Source organism: Lysinibacillus sp. FSL R7-0073 (genome assembly GCF_038009065.1).
GTDB lineage: Bacteria > Bacillota > Bacilli > Bacillales_A > Planococcaceae > Lysinibacillus > Lysinibacillus fusiformis.
Genome location: NZ_JBBPAS010000001.1, coordinates 533,272 through 557,873, shown reverse-complemented (window position 1 = coordinate 557,873; position 24,602 = coordinate 533,272). Strand labels below are relative to the sequence as shown.

Below are 24,602 nucleotides of genomic sequence, written 5' to 3'. Positions count from 1 at the left end.
AAGTTGTGAGAAAACGAGGTGAAAGTCGGATGAAACGAAAAAGCTATCATCGAAAGCAAAAGCGTGTAAAGCGCACACGGAAATCACTTACTTATTTTGTCGCCTTTGCAACTGCAATTGTCGTAGCATTTGTAGCACTTCGCATCTATGTTCAAGTGGCTGGTGCACCGCCTTTAACCGTACCAAAAGCCTCTATTTTCTTAGATGAAAATGAGAACCAAATTGGAGACCACTTTACAAATCAAAGACGTTATTGGGTTGGTCTCGATGAGATGTCACCTTTTTTAAAAGAAGCGGTAGTAGCTGTTGAAGATAAAGATTTTTATAAACACGGTGGCTTTGACTATTCACGTATTGCTGGTGCAATTTTAGTGGATATTAAAGCCGGAGGAAAGGTACAAGGAGCTAGTACAATTACCCAGCAGTATGCGCGTAACCTTTATCTTTCTCATGAGAAATCTTGGACACGTAAATTAAATGAAGCTCTGTATGCTTATAGATTAGAAGTTTTTTATGATAAGGACGAAATATTAGAAGGTTATTTAAATACGGTTTATTACGGTCATGGCATGTACGGGGTGGAAGCGGCCAGTCGATTTTACTTTGGCAAGTCTGCTCGTGATTTAACGCTCGCAGAGGCAGCCATGTTAACCGGAGTACCAAAAGGTCCAAGTATATATTCGCCAATTGCTAATTTGGACAAGGCTACAAACCGCCAACATGTTATTTTAAAGCTTATGGCAGATCAAGGAGCTATTTCACAAGAAGAAAAAACACGTGCAGAAAATGAACAACTTGTTTTGAAAAATGACAGTTGGGTAGCAACCAAATCTGTTGCCCCTTATTTCCTAGATGTTGCTTGGCAAGAAGCGAGTGAAATTTTAAAATCAAAAAATCTGGATATTAGTGAGGGTGGCTGGACGATTCAAACGACCTTGAATCTTGAACATCAAAAAGCAGCCGAAGAAGCAGTGGCCAAAAACATGCCTGCTGATGATCTTCAAACAGCCTTTGTTAGTATGGAATCTAAAACAGGTGCTGTAACAGCATTAGTAGGTGGTCGTGACTATGCAGTAAGTTCATTTAACCGTGTGACACAGGCAAAACGTCAGCCAGGGTCTACCATCAAGCCTATTTTATATGCGGCGGCTTTAGAAAATGGGTACACTCCGCTTACTTTTTTAGATGTAGGTGAAACAACTTTTACCTATGATAATGGACGAGGAACGTATGCACCTAAAAATGTGAATGGGCAGTTTGCTGATCACGATATGACTATGGCGCAAGCTATTGCTATCTCAGATAATATTTATGCTGTAAAGACTTTAGAAGACATTGGCTTCAAGGAATTTCACGATATGGCAAACCGTTTTAATGTAGGCATTGGCGCAAAGGATAATTTATCAATTGCACTTGGCACGATTGAAACTACGCTATATGAAATGACAAATGCCTACAACGTTTTAGCATCACAAGGGCAGCAAACAACTCCGACCGCAATTGTATCCATAAAAAATGCTAATGGAGACGTCATTTATGAAAACAAAGGTGTTACGAAAAAAACGGAGACAGCTATTTCCAAAGAGAATGCATTTATCTTAACAGAAATGATGACAGGTATTTTTGACCCAGTATTCAGCGATTACTCACCTGCAACAGGAATAAGCATTCGCTCACGCATGACCCATACTTATGCAGCAAAATCAGGGTCTACCAATAGTGACCAGTGGCTTATCGGTTTTACACCAAGTCTAACTGCTGGTGTCTGGAACGGCTATGACCAAGGGAAAAACCTAACGACAAAAGAAGATACTGCAGCGACAAAGCAAATATGGATAGACTTTATGGAGACTGTTCATAAAGGGACAAAAAATGAAGATTTCAAAAAGCCAAAAGCTGTTGAAGGTGTTGTTATCGATATCGAAACAGGTAAATTAGCGACTGACGCATGCCCAAAACAACGTCTTGTATATATGGAATCTAAGGATGTACCAACAGAGAAATGTACAAACTTCGACATTCTTGACAGTAATACATGGGGAGAATTTTGGAATATGCTACCGTTCTCCATATTTAAAGACTAAAAAATAAACAAACAATCATCCGGAAACCTTTTTAAACCTAATACGTTTTAAGTTATGAAGGCTCTCGACAAAGTAACAAATATACGAAAAATAAGAAAAGCTTTCTCTTCCCCGGAGACGTGTCCGTGGGAACAGAAAGCTTTTCTTTTTATGGTTTGCGAAGTATGAGCATCATGGGGCATTTGGCTTGGGTTTGGGTTGTTCAAATGCCGCATAGCGCTCATCACTTTCGCGAAACCAAGTGTCCTAGCTTACTAAAATGTAAGCTCTGCCTCAAGTTTACTTTGTTTCAAACCCACTTTCAACCTAATATCGAAAACGATTGCAAAATGTCACAGTTTGTTCAATCATTAAAGGGCTATTCGACAAATAAGTCTTGACGCAATTGCTCACTACTTCGCTCCCACAGGTCTGGATTAAGTTGTTCTAGGAAAGTAGCTAACACTTTTTTAGACGGTGTATCCATATGCTCTACGATAATATGACGCTTCATGGATTTATCCATTTTATTCACATGATCAGCCAAAATTTTATAGCCACGGCGTTTTTCACGGTTCACTATCATTTCACAAGCTGTTATACCCGCATAGTAAGGTCCATCTTCTTTATGATCGATTGTCACCCATACTAGCCAATATGGCTTTCCACCCTCAGAATCAGCACGGTCCGTTGTAAATTTAATTCCGCGTTCCACATCGCTACGTGCATGCATAGCACCAATCTCAACAGATGCTGTTCCCTCTTCCACATTTATAATGACTGGCGATACATTTTCTAACGAAAGCGAACCAATCCCAAACCCCTTATGTCCATCAGTTGGATCATTTTTTATAATAGTAAAGCCCATTTTTTGTTTTGGTTTTTCTTCATTTGTCATACTTAAATATCCTCCATTCTGCTATTATAAAAGGAAGCATATAGCCACAATCATCATGGCACGTATGCCTCAACGCAAGTAAGAAGTTTATACTACTTTCTTATAAACTAACTATACAACATTATTCTATAAAGGAGGCAATATTATGCCATACGTAACAGTTAAAATGCTTGAAGGTCGTACAGAGGAACAAAAACGTGCCCTTGTAAAGGAAGTAACAGAAGCCGTTTCTCGCACAGTGAATGCACCTGCAGAAAATGTAACAGTTTTTATTGAAGAAATGTCTAAAAACCATTACGGCGTTGCAGGCGTTCGTTTAAGTGATAAATAAATTGAACTTGGGTAGAGCCGCCTAACGCTCTACCCATTTTTAAACATTTCAGTATTTCGTTATTATTGCTAGGATGTGATTAAAGATTAATGAAAAAGAATAAACTTAAACTTGCCTTACTTCTATGTGTGCTTATCATCGGCTTGTTACTAATATTTATCACACCTATTCAAAACGCGTTGATTGCACGTATGAGTGACCAATTCAACGCAATAGAGTACAGCACTGACGATATAAAAAAGAACAACCAACTAGATGCGGATTTTGAGTTCGAAGCCGTGCAATCACTGTCCATCGCCGAAGTACTCCAAGCGCAAATAAAGGCTAGCAAAATGCCAGTTATCGGCAGTATTGCCGTGCCTAGTGTCCATATGCAGCTTCCTATTTTAAAGGGAGTAGGCAATGCTGTTCTTGCTATTGGAGCGGGTACGATGAAGCCTAATCAGCAGCTCGGTCAAGGAAACTATGCTTTGGCAGGTCATTATTTTGAAGAGAAAGATATTTTATTCAGTCCCCTCTATCAAGCACAAATTGGCGATATTATTTATGTCACAGACATGAGTAATGTGTACGAGTATAAATTAGCAACTAAAAAAATTATTGCAGCAACAGATGTTTACATTGTGGATGATATCCCGAATCAGACGACGTTAACCTTAATTACTTGCGCAGAAAAGGGCTCCAAACGACTGGCCTTACAAGCAGATTTTGTGCAAAGCTATTCTTTAGAAAATGCCAAAGGAACCTTTTAAATCACACAAAAAGCGCCATCACTAAAAGATGGCGCTTTTTTGATTATATCTCTGTTGTACGGCGACGTATGAACCATATTGACCCAGCTACAAGAAGTAAACCAACAAATACAAGAGCTGTTTGATTGGCTCCATCTGTTTGTGGTAATTTACCTTGTGCTCTCAGCTGTGCTTCTAAGCGCTCTGCATCCGCCTTGATTTTATTAATATCAATAGCTTGAGCCACCTCAGTCTGCTCATCTTTTGATAGCTTACTATATTTATTCAGGAAATCTTTATAAGCATCTAACGTATCTTTAGTTACGTTGGATGGATTATACGGTGGTAATTGTTTCCCTTGATCAATAACATTTTGTGCTGATGTGCCACCATTGCCAGGAGTTGTAGGTTTGTTTGTACCTGGTTCTGGTTTGTTTGGATCAACTGGTTTCTCTGGATCTGGATTTGGTTTATTTGGACCAACTGGTTTCCCCGGATCCGGATTTGGTTTGTTTGGATCAACCGGCTTCTCGGGATCTGGATTCGGCTTATTTGGATCAACTGGTTTCTCTGGATCTGGCTTTGGCTTATTTGGATCAACCGGCTTCTCGGGATCTGGATTTGGTTTGTTTGGATCAACCGGCTGCCCTGGCTCTGATGTTGGATTATCCGGATCAGTTGTAGGATTTGTTACAGGTGGTGTAGGCTGAATTTTAGCCTCACAAGTATTACCTACCATGACTGTCCCAAGGAGTGTTGCACCATTTTCTTTAACAATATATTTACCCGGCCTAATTAATGAATTACTTATAGTAATTTGACCTATATTATTTGTTGTAAATTCTGTTGAACCATTCTCTTCTATTACAACACCAGCTTCATCTGTAAATGTTACTTTGACACCTTCACGAGGCTGACCATACATATTGTTAATAGTTAATGTGAAGTTTGGACACGCAGGGACAATTGATAAGTCTACCTTACATATTTGTTTATAAGAAACTACAATTTCTCCTAAATAAACTTTATTGTCATAAACATCATACTTACCTGCGGCTACATCTTTAGAAACAAATGTCATACTTCCATCAGCTTCTATCACTGTTGAAATAACGTTACCTTGTTTATCTTTAATAACAGCGTCTTTCCCCGCCTTAACTAGGACATTATTTTCGTCCTTTAACTCTACTGTAAAGCGCTCGCAGGCTGGTGTTTGTTGAACTTCTGCTTGACAATTAATATTGCTGGAGAATTCCCCAATTTTATTGCCATCTTTATCAAATACACTATAAACACCTGGCTCTAAATCTTTTAATTCTACTTTACCGTCTTTTGTTTGTAAGGAAGCTATTGTTTTACTATTCACATCTTTAATAATAACGTCCGTATGATCAACTACTGCTTCTCCATCTGCATTTTTGATTATTAGCTCAAATTTTTCACATTTTGGAGCTTGAATGACTTCATCCTGACAGTTGCCATTTTGATACGTAACATTAACCTCACCTAAATATTGTGTACCTTCATACAATTTATATTTACCGGCTGGTGTTGTTTTACCAATCGTAAACTGCCCATTACTGTCAGTTGTTGTTGTAGTAATAACAATATTAGTTGTATCCTTTAGCTTAACAGTTACGTGAGGACGTGGATTATTATTTTTATCCTTCACATTAATTGTAAATAACGGACATGAATTGATCGGCTGGATTTCACCATGACATTCATTTTGACCATACTTCACAATAACCGTACCTAATTCGTTATCCTGTGCATCCTTCACTGTGTAAGTACCAGCTTGAACTGTAGTTCCTGGGCCATTTGTCCCTGGACGCTTAATCGTTGTAATTTGCCCTAAGTTATCGGTACTTCCTACATCGATGGTTACACCATTGCTATTCACTAATTTAATACTTTCATTCTCTAATGCATGCCCGTCAATATCTTTTACTGTTAATGTAAATGCAGGGCAGACATTTGCTGTATCGATCTGCTCGTTATTGACTAGCTCAATAATTTTTTTAGCATTTTCAGTTATCTTCGTATCAGACTTGGCATCTAATTTAATTGCATAGTCATCCATGAGGATATAGCCTTGTGGTGCGTTTTTTTCTTTAACTATATAGTTCGCATAGTTAATATTTTCGAATAGTACATTACCATCTTTATCAGATGTTGCTGTCTTAACTATATAAGGCGTTGTTTTGACCATTTTGACTAATTCAAACTCTACGCCTGATAATGGTTGTTTAACCCCTGTTAAAGAATTTAAGCCAACCTTATTAAATTTTAAATTCCCTTTAGTTAACGAGAAATCTGCATCAGATGCACTGAAGCTGAATTTACCGTTATATGAATCTTCCTTTTCTTGATTGTTGGCAGTTTCAAAACTAAAGTCAATTTTAGCATTGTTACTATAAGGATCTCCTCCCTGTCCAAGCACTAACGTTCGATATTGAACTTGATAGCCTTCTTTATTTAATTGGCCAAAGTCAATTTCAAAGCCACCTGTTGCTGGGAATGTTACAGTAAATCCTAAAGCAGTTGGATCTAACCAAATACCACTAGGGACTGACGTTCCTGTACTTGCACTCACATTATATTTCTTTACTTTAATTGTATCTTTTAACAATAGTTGATTTTCTGATGGTACATCACTTACTTTAGTAGCACCTAAAGAAGAAAGTGAACGATTGATATTCAATGTCCAAGTTAACTGTTCTGTAGATGAATTACTACTTGGCGCCCCTTTTGTAATAAGCTGGTTCACGTACCCTGGTGTAACAGAAGTTGCAGGTAAATTGTAAGTTTTAGAACTTCCACCTACATTGGTCGTAAAGGTGGCTGTATTGGTATACGCTTTTGTTTTATCATCTTTAGTATCAGACTCTATACCAATGATATTGTCAGAGTCCTTTGTTTGATATTTTATGATATAAACTTTATTGTTCGCTGCTCCCAAATCATTTGCAAAAGTAACTGTAAAGCTTTTATTATTTGGAGCTACAACCAATGTATATAAGCTAGGATCTAAATTGGCGCCTTCAGTACCAATTTCATCATTATTTGGCGTTGTTAATGTAAATTCTTTTATCGAGAATGTCCCTGGTATGATTTCATGACCTTCGCCAATTGTATCCTCTAATACAGCATTATTAATAGTTTGTTTATTAATGTTAATCTTAATATCCCAATTGAAAACTTGTTCGATATAATCATATGCACCTTGTTTACGTCCATTATGAACTGAGTTACTGTCCGGTCGGTAGTGAGCCGACTTTGTAATAGAATATAGTTTATCAGTTGTCCAATTTGCTATAGCCGTATTCCCATAGCCCTGTTCATAGATCGAACCATCTGGCAAAATTTCGTAAGCTGTTTTATAGGTAATAACCGCTGTTTGTCCCTTTGCCACTGTACCACCTGTTAATGTAAAGCCATTGTCATCCAAAACAATTGTCTGATCTACCATATTCGATACAGTAATATCAGCTACATCTATTTGACCGTCGTTATTTGCATCCACTAATTTATGTAGAGCATTATAAGACCCTTCTGTAAATGTATCTGAAATTGTTAATCCCTGTATGTCTGTTCCATCATTAGACTTATTATCTGCTTTTATAGTAATCGTCCAAGTAATTTCTTTTTTATCTGTATCTACTGTTCGTGACTTTGTTAAAATGTCCTCTTTTAAAGTATGTGTGTCTGTTTTTGCTTGCGATACAGTACCACTAGTAACTTTGTTTGTCATCGTTGTTATAGTAGAATCACTATAAAAATCATCTGTCAACTTTGCATCATAGGTGATACGATATGCATTTGCAATATCATTATTAAATGTTAATTTAAAGCCTTTTGTTACAGGATCGACTGTATAGTTAGTAGCATTGATTAAGGTACCAGCTCCTGTTGCATTGCCCGTATCATCCACTGTCATTTCATATACTTTAATAGTATCGTGATCAATGACATGACCATCGGACAATGTATCTTCTATCCAAGCATCAGATTGTTCAATAGCTGCTTGATTATAGTTATAGCGAACTTCCCATGAAGATACATAGTTATTACTGTTTTTTGAGCTATCCTTACTTTTTTCTAACGCCTTTCCGTACGTAGTAGATGCTGTTTTACTATCCGAATCTCCAAAATTGGGGTCAATTAATGTAATAGAGTTTGTAAAAGTTTTTTGACCTTCCTGCTCATTAATTGGTAAGTTCACTACTGTTTGATACGTGATTTTATAAGCATATCTCCCATTAAGGGCAATATCCTCAAAATTAATATTCGTTTGCGGAGCTTGAGTAGCTGTCGATGCTACACCATGTAACCCGACCTCGTAAGTTTCAACTGTAACTGAATTTGGTACAATTTCATGCCCTGCACCTGGTGTATCATGTACTGTTGCATTAGTTAGATTTTTACCCGCTCGATTCATCCATACTTCCCAATCAATCGTTCGCTCACCACTATTGATTGTTACACCTTTAGATTGTTTCGATACCATCTTGTCACCACTTGTAGATGGAAGGAATGTAAGCTTAACACTATCTGTTCCCTTACCTGTTGTTGGAATGACTAACTCCTGCTCTAAATTATTACCAGCAAGATTAAAGCCTGATGTGAAGTTCATTTCAAAACCAACATCAATAGAGCCAGCAATGTCCGCTGATGGATCCTCAGTAATTGTAACTGTTACTAAATTCCCTACGGTATTCCACTCAAAGGCTGGAGAATCGGTAGTTGCACCTCTTTCACCATTGAATGCACTATTAAAATCAATTAACGAAGCAGGTAATGCATAAGTAAAAAAATCGCCCGCCTTTACATCATCTGGGAAATCAACTTTAAATATAAATTTCCCTTGAGCCTGTTGGTTTTGTGCTAGTTCAGTAGTAAATTCTGGGGGTACGACAGCGTCACCATTAATCTTTAATTCAAATACATCTAATCTTGCTAATTCTGTTAAATCCGTTGGAGTTTCATTTAATGGTTTTACCATTGGAGGAGTTTGATCGTCTGCATTTGTTGCATCCTCAGCTGGAATATCCACTCCCTCTTCTACACCATCTTTTGGAAGTTCTTCACCACTGTTATCTCTAGTAGCTTCCTCTTCTGTTGTAGTTGGTGGTATATGGGGCGGCTCACTGTTATCAGTCTCCTCATTTTCTAATGTAACTGGTGAAGTTACTGTCGTCTCATCTGTAGAACTTGTATCAACATCATTTCCCTCACTTGATGCTATTGGTTCGCTCTCTGTTGCAAACACCGAAATTGGTGAAAGTACTGTTTGAAATACAAGTAGCAATATAATAATCGCTAGGTTAAATTTCTTCATACTTCTCTCCTTTTCTAAGTATAGAGAGATACCTTTTCTGTTTGCTATGAAGCGCCCTTTCCATTTTTAGAAAAAGCATGCTACATACAATAGGCGCTCTCTCTTTCCTAAAATTAACTTGTCATTCTTGTGAATAAAAGCCAAATTGTATCCTAACATAGGACATAGGAATTAACAAATTATAACCTTTCCCTTTTCCCATTTTAAAAGTATTACTTTTAGGATGCCTAAAATGAATGCAATCACCACCTTTCTATGTTTTTGATACATTATAACTATATATACTGAACAGATTCTAAACAATTATCTAAACATACAAAAAAAGCAGTAAACATCGCTCTTTTGAACGTGTTTACTGCTTTCTATTTCATATTTTATTTTCCGTCTCTTCTCAACAAAGTTAATATTCTCTGTTTAATGGTTGAATGCGTAGAATCATCTTCTAAAAAATCTAAAGGGAAATATATTTTATGGTCACGCTTCATCCGTCCTGAAATGGAATCAACAATAATTGATTCACGCGAAAGCTCGCGTAGCTCACCATTTTTCATTTCTAGGAAAATCGGCACGCGTACTTCTTCTTCACCAGGTCTGTAAAAATCATAGGGCAGATCTGCCGTTGTATCATGAACAAGATAGTAATCGGGGTTCAAGTCTGCCTCTTTGAAAAGTTCCTGTAGTTTTTGATATTTATCAAGCTCTACTCCAGGATCTAAATCAATGTATTGGAATAGCTTACGATTAACAAAGCGACGACTTAAATCACTTAGAATAGTATCTTCCTCTTGCATCCAAAGTTGAAAATATGTAAAAAGAATACTCTCATCTAAGGCAAGGTAATCCTCGAGTATAATTGCGTTACGGAAAAATGCTAGGAAGTGTGTAGGTTCATGCTTAAATGTATAGCCTTCCAAGCTCAACTGTTTTACTCTTTTTAAAATTTTATTTAAAATAACCTCTGCACTACGTGACACAGGATGGAAGTAAATTTGTAAGTACATTTGATAGCGACTCATAATATAATCTTCTACTGCATGCATACCAGTTGCTTTTATGACCACTTGGTTTTTTCGAGGACGCATTACTCTTAAAATCCGTTCCATATCAAAGTGACCATAACTAACGCCAGTAAAATAAGCATCACGTTGTAGGTAATCCATACGATCCGCATCAATTTGGCTTGAAATTAAGCTAATGACTTGTTTGTTTGGATATGTCTTTTCGATTACTTGAGATACCTTTTCAGGAAAATCAGCTGCCACTTTTTTCAACACAGCATTCACTTCCGTATCACCCAATAAAATTTCTCTCGTATAGAATTCATGATCCAGTTCAAAGACATTTTCAAATGCATGTGAGAATGGCCCATGTCCTAAATCGTGTAGGAGCGCCGCACATAGCACTAATAGTCGTTCACCCTCATCCCAATCTGGACGGCCAACAAAGATATCATCCACTATACGGCGTACAATTTCATATACACCAAGTGAATGACTAAAGCGGCTGTGTTCCGCTCCATGAAAGACTAAAAATGTGGTACCAAGCTGACGAATTCTACGTAAACGCTGAAATTCTCTTGTACCTACTAAATCCCATATCACTTGGTCTCGAACATGCACATAACGGTGAACAGGGTCTTTAAATACCTTTTCTTCTTGTAATTTAGCGTTTGCATATGTCATTTGTATAGCACCCCCATTTTGTTATAGTTCTATTATATGCGATAAATCTAGGACTAGCATACTTATTCACTTTTTTCTATAGATACTAACAACCTTTTTCAATCATATTCACAATTATTCTAAATTTCTATTGGTCTAATATAAATAAATGAACAAAAAGCTTTCCCCAACAAGTAGAGACAGCTTTTTGTTTTACTTATTCTTTAATTTTGTTAAAACCTTTTCCATTAGTTCTTCTTCGGTTAATGCAGCAACAGGGCGGCTATTTACAAAGGTAAATGTTTTTTTGCGTCCTGGACCACAATAAGAATGACAGCCAATTTCGATGGTTGCATCAGGATCGATTTCCTTTAATTTTGGAATTAACGTTTTTAAGTTAACGGCCTGACATTCATCGCAAACTTTAAATTCGTTTGCCATTTTGTCAACAACCCTTTCTATATAGTATTTTTCAAACAAAAATCGCTCGCTCTATGGAACGTATGACCTTCACATATTTAAGTATGCAGCATACGTACAAACCTACAACGGGTATTGTATCGTACTTTTCCCCTTCTATTCAAGCATAATTCCTTTCACATGGATGAATAAAAGGTTAAAAGATTGGTCATGCTAATCTTAAATAACAAGTTCCAAAAAAGGTGGAGGTTTTTAATATGAGTAAAATAAGACAAGATGCTTGGTTAGAAGAAAATGATGAATTGTTAGCAGAGGCAGTAATTCGTCACGTAACGGAGGGTAGCACACAGCTAAACGCCTTTGAAGAAGCTGGTGATGCGTTAAATCGTACAGCTGCAGCCTGTGGTTTCCGTTGGAATGCTGTTGTTCGTAAAGAATATGAAGAACAATTAGCAGAAGCTAAAAAAGAAAGAAAAGAAAGAATGCGAGTGTTAGGAGCTCCTGCAAGACGTCGCACTTCTAGTATGTTTACAGTAAATAGTAGTGCTGCAGAAGGAAAATCAATTCCGCTATCTGCTCTTTCTCTTGATATTGTTATAGCTTATTTACTACGTTTACAGCATTCTGGTGAAGTAGGCAATGAATCTTCAAAATGGAGACAGCTTGTTCATGTAACGTCAGAGAAAAATAAAAAACTAGAGAAAACAATTACAAAGCTAGAAGAAGAAAACCGAGCAATCCGAAAAGATTATGAACAATTCGTTCAAATTATGAATCGTGCTAGACGACTTGTGACATTAGATGAAGAGGAAGAACGTGTTGCACCTGTTTTTAAAATGGAGAAAAACGGAAATCTCGTAGTAAGTAGTTCTAATTTCCAGCCTGAAAATGGCGATGCGCTTAATTAGCAGCATCGCCTTTTTTTAATGTTTGTTAATATTAGTCTCTATTCATGTCGTTCTAGCATTTTGGCATTTCGGTCAAAAACACGCTTTAAATAGAAACCGTATAATGTTAATTCTTCGTCATGAAAAGATTCTGGATGTACTTCCCCACCTAGGTGATGAAGTAATTGCTGTAGACGAATAACAACTGCCTCTACAGTTAAATGTGGATCGACAAGCTCCGATAATGATGCCATGACTTCAGGAATGATTTGCGGATAAGTAAATTTCGTCTCCTCCTGCTGTAAGCTTTCTTCGTAAAAATCACGAATGAGTGCAGCACGCTGCGAGCCGCTACCTTCAATACATAAATAGATTTGTACAGCTACACCTTGGCGTAAACGTCTTTGTGAAATTCCTGCAAATTTTTTTCCTTCAATACTTAGATCATACGAGCCTGGGCAATATGAGCCTACTATTTCATAGGCTTCAATCTTCTCAGCCACCTCTGGAAACAAACCTTTAACGAGGTCGACCATCACATCATAGCCATCATTTATGCTTAATGAATCCATTTGTTCAGATAATATAATGGAAATGTTTAGAACCCCTTCATCAAGGACAACAGCTAACCCACCCGAATTTCGAACGATAGGTTGATAACCTCTTGACTCTAGTAAATCCATTCCCTGTTGTACATAAGGTAAACGATGATCTTGGATGCCAAGCACAACCGATGCCCCGTGAACCCATGTACGGACAGTTGGTGGTGATACTAATTGTCCAACTAATTGGCACAACGTATCATCAGTTGCAAAGGATTCTAACGGAGATCGTTGCTTTGCGCTAATTGATTGATCATAATAACGCCAAATTGGCTGCTGTAAAATACTTTTCATATTGGTACTCCTCTAATTCCATCTCTTCTCTTTAGAATACATCATCTATAGTTGGTGTCAAATTCGTGAAAACCATTCATGAACTTAGGGATTTTGCACAAACTATGATAAACTAATTTTGAATAGTATTCACTTATAAAGGAGTGTTTTCAATAATGAATGAAGCAGCAATTACGTTAGATGGATGGTACGCTTTACATGATTTTCGCTCGATTGATTGGGCTTCATGGAAGCTCGTTTCTGCTGAAGAACGTCAAGCAGCAGTAGAAGAATTTCTTGCTTATTTAGGGAAATTAAATGAAGCAGATATCGCTAAAACAGGTGCTCATGCCTTCTATGCAATCGTTGGTCAAAAGGCTGACTTTATGATTATGACATTGCGTGAAACGATGGATGAGCTACAAGAGCTTGAAGCAGAATTTAATAAATTAGCCATTGCTGATTTTACAATTCCTACATATTCTTATGTATCTGTTGTTGAGCTTTCAAACTATTTAGCTGGTGAATCAAATGAAGATCCATACCAAAACCCACATGTACGTGCACGTCTATACCCTGAGCTTCCTCGTTCTAAATATGTGTGCTTCTACCCTATGGATAAACGCCGTCAAGGGAATGATAACTGGTACATGCTATCAATGGATGAACGCAAATCATTAATGCGTTCTCATGGTATGATTGGTCGCGGTTATGCTGGTAAAGTAAAGCAAATTATTACAGGCTCTGTTGGCTTTGATGATCATGAATGGGGCGTAACATTATTTGCTGATGACGTTTTACAATTCAAAAAGTTAGTGTATGAAATGCGCTTTGATGAAGTATCTGCTCGCTATGGTGAGTTTGGTGCATTCTTCGTCGGAAACCTACTTGATAACGATAAATTAGTGACATTCTTAACAGTTTAATACTTACATTTAAAAATGCGAGTCCCTAGTGAGGACTCGCATTTTAAATTTCGTTTTCTTCCGCATGCTCGGATTCAAATATTAAGATGATTGTATGAATAAAGAACCCGGTAAGAATCATCAGAAAGACCAAATACCAATTATACGGCTGATGATAGTATTCTGCTATCCCGACTGCCATAAAGGCACTAATAATTATTGCTACAAACATACTAAAAATACGCATTGTAACGCTCCTTCATGAAAGCAAAAATAAATTCAACCTTAGTATGTCTCGGAATATCGTTACTATACTGACTAAGCAAAATTATCTATAAAAATAAGAAAGTGCCATCCCTCTGCGATGACACTTCCTTAATCATTGAATTTATTTTTTTCATATTTCCTTAAGAGCTTTCATCCTTTACTTGTAAAATTAAAATGATCGTTTGAATAAAAAAACCAATCACTATAATTAAAATAAATAGATACCAATGGAGCGGCTGTCCATAATAATCCCCTAGTAAAAAGGCCAGCACCGCACTTAGTAATATCCCAAACCATACCCCTATTTCCATAAGTAATCACCTCACATGTATGGCCTACACATGCAATTTACTGATCTCCTATTTCCCTATATCTTTTTTCTATTTACCCAATTTTTCATAAAAATTATCTAATATGAATGACTTTTAGATTATTTTTTACGGACTTGTCGTTATTACTACTATATGCGTAGTACCTTTGTTGTGTGAATTTCTTTCTTCACAAAATTGAACATGTCTACAATACCATCATGCATATACTGACAGCGAGGAGGTATGAAAATCGCTGTTATTAAGACGAATGATGCCCAGACAGCCCTGCTAGCAAGGCTTATGCGTGCCGAGGCAGAAGGCGAAGGTGAGTTAGGCATGCTGATGGTTGGGAATGTTGGCGTTAATCGTGTAAGGGGTGATTGTTTAGATTTTGGTGATATTCGAACAATTGAACAGATGGTTTATCAGCGTCCAGGTGGCTTTGAAGCAACTCAAAAAAGTTATTTTTATCAACGAGCACGTGATCAAGATATCCGTTTAGCCAAAAGGGTGATTCAAGGCGAAAGATTTCATCCAGCTAACCGATCCTTGTGGTTTTTCATGCCCGCGGGCGATTGTCCTGCGCAATGGTATGGCCAATGGAATACAGGCAGATACAAATCTCATTGCTTCTTCTCGCCAACTGAAGAAGATTGTCCGCAAATTTAAAAAGAAAGTAGGTTGATTATTGATGATGCCTTATTATTGGACACCAACAACGCAACAACAAATGACTCCTCCTCCAGTCACAATCCCGACCGGACGACCACCAGGTCGTGAAGAGTCCTATATAGAAAATATTTTACGGTTGAATCGCGGAAAACCAGCTACCTTCCATTTTTCTTTTGAGCATGCAGTGGAACAAGGAAAAAACACAAAAACTGTGCGTGGTGTGGTAGAGGCTGCTGGGCGAGATCATGTTATCATTCGTGAACTCAAATCCAATCACCGCTTCTTATTCCCAATGATTTACTTCGATTTTGCTGAATATGATGAAGAAATGGCTTATTTTAATCAAAATCCATAATCGCTATATTGTATCTTAAAAATCCGCAATACTCTCACTGACAACAGTCGATGAGAGTATGCGGATTTTTAACTTGCGCTAGATTAATATTCTTTTAAATATTCCAATGTAGCTTTTCCTAAAGTTTTAGCAGCTATTAGCATTGCACGTTCATCAAAATTAAAGCGAGCGTGATGATGTGGATAAGCCGTTTCCCATTCTGGACTTTTCGCACCTGTGAAGAAGAATGTACCAGGTACTTTTTCTAAATAATACGCAAAATCCTCTCCAACCATAAATGGTGGACAAGTTTTCACTTGCTCTACACCTGGGACAGTTGACGCTAACTGTGCCACAAATTCCGTTTCCTTTTGATGGTTATAAACAGGTGGATAACCTCTTGTATAACGGTATTCATAGCTTGCTCCAAAGGCTAGACAAGTGGCGTTTAGAACGGCTTCTAGCTCCTGCTCCATCTGTGTGCGCACACTTTCCTCAAAGGTGCGAATGGTTCCTGCCAATTTAACACGATCAGCAATAACATTAAACGGATTAATCGCCTCGAAGTGACCAATTGTTAAAACAGCTGACTTTAATGGATCAATACGTCGCGAGATAAGTTGTTGTGCGTTGATTACAAACTGCGATGCAAGGGTAACTGCATCAATGGAGTGATGAGGTTCTGCACCATGTCCACCCTTCCCTTGAATGGCAATTTCTACTTTGTCGGCAGCTGCCATAATAGCGCCATCTCTCACTAAAATTTCCCCTATCGGAGTAGGAGCCCAGAGATGCGTACCAAAAATAACATCTACACCATCTAAACACCCATCTTCTATCATCGGCTTGGCCCCACCTGGTGCCACCTCTTCAGCGTGCTGATGAATAAATATAATATTTCCTGTAATTTCAGATTTCATTTTATTGAGTGCCTTAGCTAATCCTAGTAATGTTGCTGTATGACCATCATGGCCACAAGCATGCATTTTACCAGCTACCTTGGATTTATAAGGTATATCATTTTCCTCCTGAATCGCTAATGCATCAAAATCAGCCCTTAACGCCACTGTTTTTCCTGGCTTTGCACCGCGTAGAACGGCAACTACACCTCTTCCACCTACCCCTTCACGAACCTCATGACCCAATTCTTTATGATAGGCAGCTATATAGGCTGGTGTCTCCACTTCTTCAAAGGATAATTCAGGATATTCGTGCAAGTGACGACGAATCCCTACCATCTCTTCATAATTCTCATCTATTAATGTAAATAGCTTTTCCATCCTACACAACCTCTCTTTTTGTATTTTCGAAATATTGCAAGTAATAGTAGTAGTGTACTATAAATTCTTACAAAAAGAATAGGATTTAAATCGTAATCTTACAAAATAAAGAAAAAACTCTCCTACAAATCATGTAAGAGAGTCCTAATATAAAATTAACGAGCATGTTTTAAAGCCGATAAAATAATAAGTATCCATCCAATTAAAAATAGTACACCACCAATTGGTGTAATCGCGCCCAATACTTTAATACCACTAATTGCTAATACGTATAAGCTACCAGAAAAGAAGATAATCCCAAGATTAAAGAAAATTCCTGCCAAATTTAATTGCTTTACTTCACCAAATAATTTGGAACTCATTAATAGTCCGATTACCAACAAACCAGTAGCATGGAACATTTGATACTGAACAGCCGTCTCCCAAATACCTCGACTATAATCATCTAAAATTTCCTTTAAAGCATGTGCACCAAATGCACCAAAAGCTACTGCTAATAGGCCGTGAAGAGCCCCTGTCACGATAAATTTTTTCATTGCTCGTTACCCTACCTTTAATATTGTTTAAAAATCAAAAATTGAATCACCATTTGCTCCATCTTCTTCAATTTTGGATGTAGATAAACTAGATGGCTTCATCTCTGATACAAGCATTTGTGGTAAATGCTTAGAAGGTGGTGTGATAGATGGCGTATTACTAGGAGAATCTAACACCACATCACATAATGCTCGAATTGCTGAAAGAGCTTCGCGGATCTGCTGATCATTCCCTGCATTTTTTGCACCAGATAATTGTTTTTCAAGTTGTTGTATAACGGCTTGATAAGGAATCATTGCATTCTCCTACTTTCTACTTTTGATACAAATTTTAAACATTCCGTACCTGAGGATTGTTTCACGACAACGGATGGAATCTGCTTTGTTTTAAAGCCATATGCGACACAGGCACGTGGATTTTGAGGGTCCCAGGTTACTTTAAAAAATTGACATTGAAAACAATTCGCCTTCATCGTTGTCCCTCTCTTTCGTATATCCTAACTGTATCACGATTTATGTAGTGTATAAAGTAAACGATTTGTGCCAATCTATGCTAAACACCAATCTATTGGTTGTTTACCCCATTCTACTAATTGTTGATTAATCTTTGAATAAGGTTTACTCCCAAAGAATCCTCGATAAGCACTTAATGGGCTAGGATGTGGTGCTTCTAATATGACATGTGGCGTGTCATGTTTACGTATCAACTGTTTTTTTCGTTGCGCAGGCTTACCCCACAGTACAAAAATAAGTGGTTCCTCTCTTTTAGCTAGCTTATCGATAACCGCATCAGTGAACTGCTCCCAACCTTGATCTTTATGGGAATTCGCCTGTCCAGCTCGCACTGTAAGAACTGTATTCAAAAGCATAACACCTTGTTCTGCCCACTTCGTCAAAGTCCCATCTTTGGGAATAGGACAGCCGAGATCATCTTTTAGCTCTTGTAGCATATTTCGTAAGCTTGGTGGATGTGGAATACCTGGCTTGACAGAAAAGCTTAAGCCGTGTGCTTGGTTAGGGCCATGATATGGGTCCTGTCCTAAAATAATGACCTTCACATTTTGATAAGCTGTTGTATAAAATGCATTCATCACATCCTGCATAGGAGGATAAATAGTTTGCATTGAATATTCATTAGCAATAAATTGACGTAACGTGTGATAGTATGGTTTTTCTAACTCTGCTGCAAGTATTTCTTGCCAATCATTCGGGAATACTTGTTTCATCGTCCTTTAAGCCCCTTTCTTTTCTTACAACGGTACAAAAAATAATCCATGAATTCAAGCCTCAGCTCAAACTGACCCTGTAAAAATATCAAATTCTGACTATTTTTATACAATCAGAATAAGTCTATACTAAATGGTAATTTTAACACTCTTAATAATAAAGGAGATCTTTTCATGACTCTAAAAAAAACATTAACAATTGCTGGTTCTGATACATCCGGCGGCGCAGGTATGCAAGCCGATCTTAAAACTTTTCAAGAGCACGGTACATACGGCATGGTGGCTTTAACAGTTGTCGTAACAATGGACCCGAATGGGTGGACACATAATGTCACACCATTACCAACTGAACTTCTACAAAAACAAATTGATACTGCCCTTTCAACAGGAATTGATGCTATTAAAACAGGCATGCTATCTACGGAAGAAATTATTCGCCTTGCTGGAGAGGCTATTGCAAAATCAGGGACTACAAATGTTGTCATTGATCCTGTTATGGTTTGTAAAGGGGACGATGAAGTACTAAACCCTGGCAATACAGATGCTATGGTACAACATCTTTTACCATTAGCAGCAGTCACAACACCTAATCTATTTGAAGCTGGTCAATTGGCTGGTACAGGTACGCCAAAAACAATTGATGAGATGAAAACAGCCGCACGAAAAATCCACGAACTTGGAGCTAAAGCTGTAGTCATTAAAGGTGGAAAAGCATTAGCTACAGAAAAAGCAACGGACCTATTCTTCGATGGAGAAGCCTTTTACTTATTAGAATCTGAAAAAGTTGCTTCTACTAATAACCACGGTGCAGGCTGTACTTTTGCAGCTTCTGTCACTGCAAATCTTGCAAATGGACTGTCTGTTATGGATTCTGTTATTGAAGCAAAAGAATTTGTATCCGCAGCCATTGCACATGGTTGGGCTCTTAACGACTATGTTGGTCCTGTCATGCATGGAGCAAAATCTCGCTTTGGTGCTCCACAAATAACAGTTACAGAAATTTAACACAGAAAAGGGATGTCTCAAAGATTATGGAGACATCCCTTTTTTGATCATACATTGATATAAGTTTACCTAAAACTACTTCCCTATTTCTCACAAGGGGAGCCAACGGAGGTTTCTTGTTTTCATTCAATGCTGCAAAGGTTAATTTCGTAATCACCTCAATCATGTTCACATCATTGCTCCTCTAATAATGCGTTAATTTCTAGAAATTCCACTAACATAAAGATAAAAAATGGACAAGATACGTTAGGACTTCATCACCCATATATTAGCTTTAGATGGGAGGGGAAAAGATGAAAAAACAAAAGGCAGAGGGCTTAACTGAGGAATCAGGTTTATTAGCTGGAGAAATAACCTCTTCAAAAGTAGAAGTACTAGCTTCCATCGTCTTAACACTCGGCTACTCATTGTCCACCCTCGCCACAATAATGGCACTTCAGGAGGAAGAGGAACTAGCACAAGAAAAAAAGACCGAAAATGAAGATCAAAATCTTTATATGAGACAAATGTTTAAACAATTGCAAAGTGTCAATAATCGTTTAGAAACAATCGAAAGAAAGCTTAATCGATACTAACAAATACATAGCCTATCCATAATCTCAATAAAAAACCGCGCTTCTCCGTCATAAAGAGAAACGCGTTTTTTTATTATACTATGATAATGAGCTTCATTCTTCTCCCTTTTACACACAGCACGATGTAAGATGCTGGAGGAACGTCATCTATTGTACCAAGATAGAATTCGTTTTCACCTAGTTTTACCATCCTTCAGCATATGGTGCTGTCTACACACGATTTTGGAAGAAGCTATGGTTACAATATCTTTTCAGGTGTGAAACCGTATACAAAACGACACATTTTGTACATATATTTTCACACCCCTTATATTGATACATTACAATAATTTTTTCAAGAATACTGCTCGGAAAGTCGACATAGATTGATAGTTAATGATTCATCTTGCCCTGATTTAGTAGAATATTTCCTACTCTAGAAGGTAGTGGATGAATCTAGATAAGCCTCTGTGGGAAGACACAGATTTTGAGTAGTCGCATGGCGATTACGCTAAAAACCTTGGTGGCGTTATGTGAAAGTATAAGTTTTACAATTCATTAATTTGTACGTATGAAGCAATCAATTTCCCTTTGCTAATTTTTTTTACTATACTTAAAGGAGAAATGATCGAGAGGAGTGTTAAGATGCAAGAAGTACAAGTAGAGACGTTGCAAGAATTACTAAATTCTTTCGCCAACAAAGACGTTTATATCCATCTTGAGACGACAAACGGATCTTATGCAGCACACTATGATGAAAAGTTCTTTAATGCAGGTGCCTTTATACGCAACGCAAAAATTAATTATGAACTTGCTAAAGTTGTAGACAAGACACCTCATCGTGTTGGGTTAAAATTACCTCATGGCTGGGTTTATGCACAAGGCATTACTCATTATGAATTAGATGATTTGGGCCGTTTATTAATGGCTGGTTTAGATTACTCTGGAAAATTGGCGATTGCGCTTGAAATAAGCGAAACGCCATTTACTTACTAAGGGGGACGACTCTTTGAATTTACAACCACAACGTCATATTTTAATTGTGTACCCTCACCCAGATGATGAGGCTTTTTCAGTTGCTGGCACGACTGCCTACTATACAAAAAAAATGAATACACCTGTTACATATGCCTGCTTAACATTAGGTGAAATGGGCCGTAATTTAGGTAATCCCCCCTTTGCTACACGCGAATCATTACCAGAAATACGTCGTAAAGAATTGATTGCAGCCGCAGAAGCAATGGGTATTCAAGATTTACGTATGATGGGTCTTCGTGATAAAACAATCGAATTTGAAGACGATGAGAAAATGGTAAAGCTGGTAGAAGGTTTAATTGAAGAGCTAATGCCTTCATTAATTATTACGTTCCTACCTGGTTTTGCGGTACATCCAGACCATGAAGCAACCGCACGTGCTGTCGTTGAGGCTGTACGTCGTATGCCTAAGGCTGCACGTCCGCAAGTATTTGGCTGTGCCTTCGCAAACGATACTATTGAAAAAAATGGCGAGCCTCATGTGGTCTATGATATTCGCGAAATGCGAATGGATAAATTACAAGCATTACAGGCACATGCATCACAAACTGGTTGGATGATGCAAGAAACAGAAAAGCGCATTGATGATGGAGAACCGATGAGCGAAAGCTGGCTAAATGTTGAAAGATTCTACATTGTTGATCCTGATAAATATGTAAAATAAATAAAAGGTTCTGTCCTCTCGTGATTGGAGAACAGAGCCTCTTTTAATTAGGTAGATTTTACTTTATTTAGTTTATGCACGATAAACGTGATCGAAAAGGCAATCAATAAAAACAGGAAGAAAAAATAATGAGGTATATGAATATTAACAACACTTACTAACATTTTTAACCCTATAACCCCAATAATAATGAAAGCAGTCGCTTCTAACTCAGGAATTTTTTCGATCATAATTAAAAATACACCCGCAATAGTTCTCATCATTAGGATTCCTAACATACCTCCAATTAGAAGCACCCATACTTGATCTGAAATAGCAAAGGCAGCAAATATTGAATCAATGGAAAAAGCAATATCCATCAGCTCTACAGAAATAACTGTTGCCCAAAAGGTCCCAAAGAAACGAACCATTAAGCCTGATTTTTTTACCACCTTCACACTATCCTCATTTCCGATTTGAAGGAAATGAGCGATACAGAGCCATCCTAAATACAACGCACCTAATACTTTAATAAACCAAAACTCTACAAGATAAACCCCTATTCCAATAAATAAAAATCTGAAAAAATAGGCTCCTAACATTCCATACATTAAAGCCCGTTTTCGTTGCTTATCTGGCAAATGTTTGACAAGTACTGCTAATACAAGTGCATTATCTGCTGACAACAATCCTTCTATAATAATTAATGAAAATATTAGTCCCCAGGATACAGGATCCACTAATACTTCCTGCCACATTGCCCAATCGAAAAACTGGCTATATGTAGATAGAATTCCTTGAATGATTTCCACTGCTTACCCTCCCACTTGTCCTAAGCTAATCTAGTATATGCTTGACCAATTTTGATATGAAAGTTGTATTTTTTTGATCAAAGATGCCTCCGTATAATTGTGTATAGACTTCTAAAAAATGTTTTCCTTTAAGCCTTATTTGATGGAGGAACAGGACCATAAAAGTGAGACTTTACTATGTTTGACGCCTCATTTTCCATACAAAAAGTAAGGTGAATGAAGATAAAACGCTTACATAATGAAATGGACACGGAAAATTTAGAATTTACTAAAAATTAAGTCCAAAAAGCAAAAAAAGTGTGCTATCATAGATAAATGTTTTAAACGTAAAACGGAGGATGAATACTATGGAAGTTGCTGATACTAGAACCGTGCAAGTGGAGAATGTCCTCATTGCACACCATTTTTTAAAAGACGTAGTTGTGCATACACCTCTACAAAGAAACGACTATTTATCAGAAAAATATGGCGCAAATATTTATTTTAAACGTGAGGATTTACAACATGTACGCTCATTCAAGCTTCGTGGCGCCTATTATAAAATTAAAAAAATCGAGGAAGAGGCGCGTAATGTTGGCGTTGTTTGTGCCAGCGCAGGCAACCACGCACAAGGTGTAGCTTATGCCTGTGCCCAATTAAAAATTCAAGCTAGCATTTTTATGCCTCAAACTACACCCAAGCAAAAAATAGACCAAGTGCGTATGTTTGGTCGTGAGTATGTGGAGATTATTTTAGCGGGTGATACGTTCGATGACTCTGCTGAAAGTGCACTAAGTTTCTGTGAAGAACAAGGTAAAATCTTCATTCACCCATTTGATGATTTCGATGTGATTGCTGGGCAAGGAACTGTGGCGGTAGAAATCATGAATGATATGGAAGAACCAATCGACTACGTATTTGGCAGTATCGGTGGTGGTGGCTTAATGTCTGGTGTTTCTGCCTATATTAAAAACCTTTCCCCATCAAGCAAAATTATTGGTGTAGAGCCTGCAGGTGCTGGTAGTATGAAGGCTGCTTTTGCTGAAGGTGGCACAGTTGCTCTTGATTGGATTGACAAATTCGTCGATGGAGCTGCCGTAAAGTGTGTCGGCCATCATACTTATGATGTTTGTCGCCGTTATTTAGACGACATTATTCTTGTACCTGAGGGAAAAGTATGTACAACCATTTTAGATTTGTACAATAAACATGCGATTATTGCTGAGCCTGCTGGTGCATTGTCAGTCGCAGCTCTTGATTTTTATAAAGAAGAAATCAAAGGAAAGTCTGTTGTCGTTATCATTAGTGGTGGGAATAACGATATTGGACGTATGCAGGAAATTAAAGAAAAGTCTCTTATTCATGAAGGCTTACTTTACTACTTCATCGTCAGCTTCCCTCAACGGGCAGGCGCTCTTCGTCAATTCCTTACTAGCGTGCTTGGACCTAATGATGATATTACAACCTTTGAATATACTAAGAAAAACAATAAGGAAAGCGGTCCTGCTCTAGTCGGCATCGAGCTTGGCGATCGATCAGATTACGAGGGGTTACTAGCGAGAATGAACGAATTTGGCTTCAAATATAAAGAAGTTAACAATGATATTCAGCTATTTGGCCTACTCGTGTAAATGAAAGAGTCTCACTTCTAGTAAGTGAGGCTTTTTCTATGTTTAAATATTTGAGAGACTTCGTCATCATCATTTATCACCTCAACAATATCTTTTTCAACCATTTATGTAGGTGCCTGCAGCAATAGAATGAGGAAATCAGCTCGACCCTCAAAATCATTGTAAAAGAAAAAACTGTAGGCAAACTCAAATGTCATTGAGTTTG

The 24,602-nt window shown here is 37.6% G+C and carries 25 protein-coding genes; 12 read left to right on the top strand and 13 right to left on the bottom strand.

The window, feature by feature from the left end:
* Positions 1-29 precede the first annotated feature (29 nt).
* On the top strand, positions 30-2,084 hold the full coding sequence (locus MKY88_RS02715) for a transglycosylase domain-containing protein (RefSeq protein ID WP_069479959.1): 2,055 nt from the start codon (positions 30-32) through the stop codon (positions 2,082-2,084).
* A 358-nt stretch (positions 2,085-2,442) separates the two neighbouring features.
* Here the strand turns inward: MKY88_RS02715 and MKY88_RS02710 are convergent, their stop codons facing one another.
* Positions 2,443-2,961: a YwhD family protein gene (locus MKY88_RS02710; RefSeq protein WP_193830864.1), complete on the bottom strand. Its 519-nt coding sequence runs from the start codon at positions 2,959-2,961 to the stop codon at positions 2,443-2,445.
* A gap of 145 nt (positions 2,962-3,106) precedes the next feature.
* On the opposite strand from MKY88_RS02710, the gene MKY88_RS02705 reads away from it, so the two are divergent.
* Positions 3,107-3,292 (top strand): 2-hydroxymuconate tautomerase, encoded by a 186-nt coding sequence (locus tag MKY88_RS02705; protein WP_012292709.1) that lies wholly within the window; start codon positions 3,107-3,109, stop codon positions 3,290-3,292.
* A gap of 89 nt (positions 3,293-3,381) precedes the next feature.
* A complete protein-coding gene (locus MKY88_RS02700) occupies positions 3,382-4,044 on the top strand; it encodes a class A sortase (protein WP_069479957.1) in 663 nt (220 codons plus the stop codon).
* A 43-nt stretch (positions 4,045-4,087) separates the two neighbouring features.
* Here MKY88_RS02700 and MKY88_RS02695 read toward each other — a convergent pair whose 3' ends face one another.
* The 3 genes from MKY88_RS02695 to MKY88_RS02685 all read right to left on the bottom strand — a co-directional run bounded on the left by MKY88_RS02695 (position 4,088) and on the right by MKY88_RS02685 (position 11,466).
* Complete coding sequence (locus MKY88_RS02695; RefSeq protein ID WP_340812962.1) at positions 4,088-9,364, bottom strand: collagen binding domain-containing protein; 5,277 nt, start codon at positions 9,362-9,364, stop codon at positions 4,088-4,090.
* A 374-nt stretch (positions 9,365-9,738) separates the two neighbouring features.
* Positions 9,739-11,046 carry an HD domain-containing protein gene (locus MKY88_RS02690; RefSeq protein ID WP_340812961.1) on the bottom strand — a complete coding sequence of 436 codons (1,308 nt, stop codon included), beginning with the start codon at positions 11,044-11,046 and terminating at the stop codon, positions 9,739-9,741.
* A 192-nt stretch (positions 11,047-11,238) separates the two neighbouring features.
* On the bottom strand, positions 11,239-11,466 hold the full coding sequence (locus MKY88_RS02685; protein WP_008179127.1) for a DUF1450 domain-containing protein: 228 nt from the start codon (positions 11,464-11,466) through the stop codon (positions 11,239-11,241).
* A gap of 236 nt (positions 11,467-11,702) precedes the next feature.
* On the opposite strand from MKY88_RS02685, the gene MKY88_RS02680 reads away from it, so the two are divergent.
* Positions 11,703-12,353: an RsfA family transcriptional regulator gene (locus MKY88_RS02680; RefSeq protein WP_025115432.1), complete on the top strand. Its 651-nt coding sequence runs from the start codon at positions 11,703-11,705 to the stop codon at positions 12,351-12,353.
* A 38-nt stretch (positions 12,354-12,391) separates the two neighbouring features.
* Here the strand turns inward: MKY88_RS02680 and MKY88_RS02675 are convergent, their stop codons facing one another.
* Positions 12,392-13,228, bottom strand: coding sequence for a lipoate--protein ligase family protein (locus MKY88_RS02675; protein ID WP_258269907.1), 837 nt, complete (start codon positions 13,226-13,228; stop codon positions 12,392-12,394).
* A gap of 155 nt (positions 13,229-13,383) precedes the next feature.
* Between MKY88_RS02675 and hemQ the strand changes: the two genes are divergently transcribed.
* The gene (hemQ, locus tag MKY88_RS02670) at positions 13,384-14,133 is read left to right on the top strand and encodes a hydrogen peroxide-dependent heme synthase (protein ID WP_193830861.1); all 750 of its coding nucleotides are present in this window, start codon (positions 13,384-13,386) and stop codon (positions 14,131-14,133) included.
* A gap of 43 nt (positions 14,134-14,176) precedes the next feature.
* Here hemQ and MKY88_RS02665 read toward each other — a convergent pair whose 3' ends face one another.
* Together MKY88_RS02665 and MKY88_RS02660 are read right to left on the bottom strand one after the other, a co-directional pair.
* On the bottom strand, positions 14,177-14,359 hold the full coding sequence (locus tag MKY88_RS02665; protein ID WP_069479952.1) for a hypothetical protein: 183 nt from the start codon (positions 14,357-14,359) through the stop codon (positions 14,177-14,179).
* A gap of 160 nt (positions 14,360-14,519) precedes the next feature.
* A complete protein-coding gene (locus tag MKY88_RS02660) occupies positions 14,520-14,690 on the bottom strand; it encodes a hypothetical protein (protein WP_193830860.1) in 171 nt (56 codons plus the stop codon).
* Positions 14,691-14,933: 243 nt separating this feature from the next.
* On the opposite strand from MKY88_RS02660, the gene MKY88_RS02655 reads away from it, so the two are divergent.
* Together MKY88_RS02655 and gerQ are read left to right on the top strand one after the other, a co-directional pair.
* Complete coding sequence (locus tag MKY88_RS02655; RefSeq protein WP_008176016.1) at positions 14,934-15,359, top strand: cell wall hydrolase; 426 nt, start codon at positions 14,934-14,936, stop codon at positions 15,357-15,359.
* 22 nt (positions 15,360-15,381) lie between these two features.
* Positions 15,382-15,717: a spore coat protein GerQ gene (gene gerQ, locus MKY88_RS02650; protein ID WP_008176019.1), complete on the top strand. Its 336-nt coding sequence runs from the start codon at positions 15,382-15,384 to the stop codon at positions 15,715-15,717.
* A gap of 83 nt (positions 15,718-15,800) precedes the next feature.
* On the opposite strand, the gene MKY88_RS02645 is transcribed toward gerQ, so the two are convergent.
* From MKY88_RS02645 to MKY88_RS02625, 5 genes are all read right to left on the bottom strand, one after another.
* Positions 15,801-16,976 (bottom strand): amidohydrolase, encoded by a 1,176-nt coding sequence (locus MKY88_RS02645; RefSeq protein ID WP_340812960.1) that lies wholly within the window; start codon positions 16,974-16,976, stop codon positions 15,801-15,803.
* A gap of 155 nt (positions 16,977-17,131) precedes the next feature.
* A complete protein-coding gene (locus MKY88_RS02640) occupies positions 17,132-17,512 on the bottom strand; it encodes a DUF423 domain-containing protein (RefSeq protein ID WP_193830858.1) in 381 nt (126 codons plus the stop codon).
* Positions 17,513-17,539: 27 nt separating this feature from the next.
* The gene (locus tag MKY88_RS02635; protein ID WP_193830857.1) at positions 17,540-17,809 is read right to left on the bottom strand and encodes a YwdI family protein; all 270 of its coding nucleotides are present in this window, start codon (positions 17,807-17,809) and stop codon (positions 17,540-17,542) included.
* The gene (locus MKY88_RS02630) at positions 17,806-17,985 is read right to left on the bottom strand and encodes a uracil-DNA glycosylase (RefSeq protein ID WP_069479948.1); all 180 of its coding nucleotides are present in this window, start codon (positions 17,983-17,985) and stop codon (positions 17,806-17,808) included. The genes MKY88_RS02635 and MKY88_RS02630 overlap by 4 nt, the downstream gene beginning before the upstream one ends.
* Before the next feature lie 75 nt (positions 17,986-18,060).
* Entirely contained in the window at positions 18,061-18,738 is a 678-nt protein-coding gene (locus tag MKY88_RS02625) for a uracil-DNA glycosylase (RefSeq protein WP_069479947.1), read from the bottom strand.
* A gap of 174 nt (positions 18,739-18,912) precedes the next feature.
* On the opposite strand from MKY88_RS02625, the gene thiD reads away from it, so the two are divergent.
* From thiD to bshB2, 4 genes are all read left to right on the top strand, one after another.
* The gene (gene thiD / locus MKY88_RS02620) at positions 18,913-19,743 is read left to right on the top strand and encodes a bifunctional hydroxymethylpyrimidine kinase/phosphomethylpyrimidine kinase (protein WP_193830856.1); all 831 of its coding nucleotides are present in this window, start codon (positions 18,913-18,915) and stop codon (positions 19,741-19,743) included.
* Between the two features lie 293 nt (positions 19,744-20,036).
* A complete protein-coding gene (locus MKY88_RS02615; RefSeq protein ID WP_193830855.1) occupies positions 20,037-20,318 on the top strand; it encodes a hypothetical protein in 282 nt (93 codons plus the stop codon).
* Between the two features lie 624 nt (positions 20,319-20,942).
* Complete coding sequence (locus MKY88_RS02610) at positions 20,943-21,293, top strand: YojF family protein (RefSeq protein WP_008176033.1); 351 nt, start codon at positions 20,943-20,945, stop codon at positions 21,291-21,293.
* Between the two features lie 13 nt (positions 21,294-21,306).
* Complete coding sequence (bshB2, locus tag MKY88_RS02605; RefSeq protein ID WP_008176035.1) at positions 21,307-21,996, top strand: bacillithiol biosynthesis deacetylase BshB2; 690 nt, start codon at positions 21,307-21,309, stop codon at positions 21,994-21,996.
* 47 nt (positions 21,997-22,043) lie between these two features.
* On the opposite strand, the gene MKY88_RS02600 is transcribed toward bshB2, so the two are convergent.
* Complete coding sequence (locus MKY88_RS02600; protein ID WP_025115444.1) at positions 22,044-22,787, bottom strand: TerC family protein; 744 nt, start codon at positions 22,785-22,787, stop codon at positions 22,044-22,046.
* Positions 22,788-23,134: 347 nt separating this feature from the next.
* Here MKY88_RS02600 and ilvA point away from each other — a divergent pair, with 347 nt between their 5' ends.
* Positions 23,135-24,397: a threonine ammonia-lyase IlvA gene (gene ilvA, locus MKY88_RS02595; RefSeq protein WP_012292690.1), complete on the top strand. Its 1,263-nt coding sequence runs from the start codon at positions 23,135-23,137 to the stop codon at positions 24,395-24,397.
* Positions 24,398-24,602: the final 205 nt, after the last annotated feature.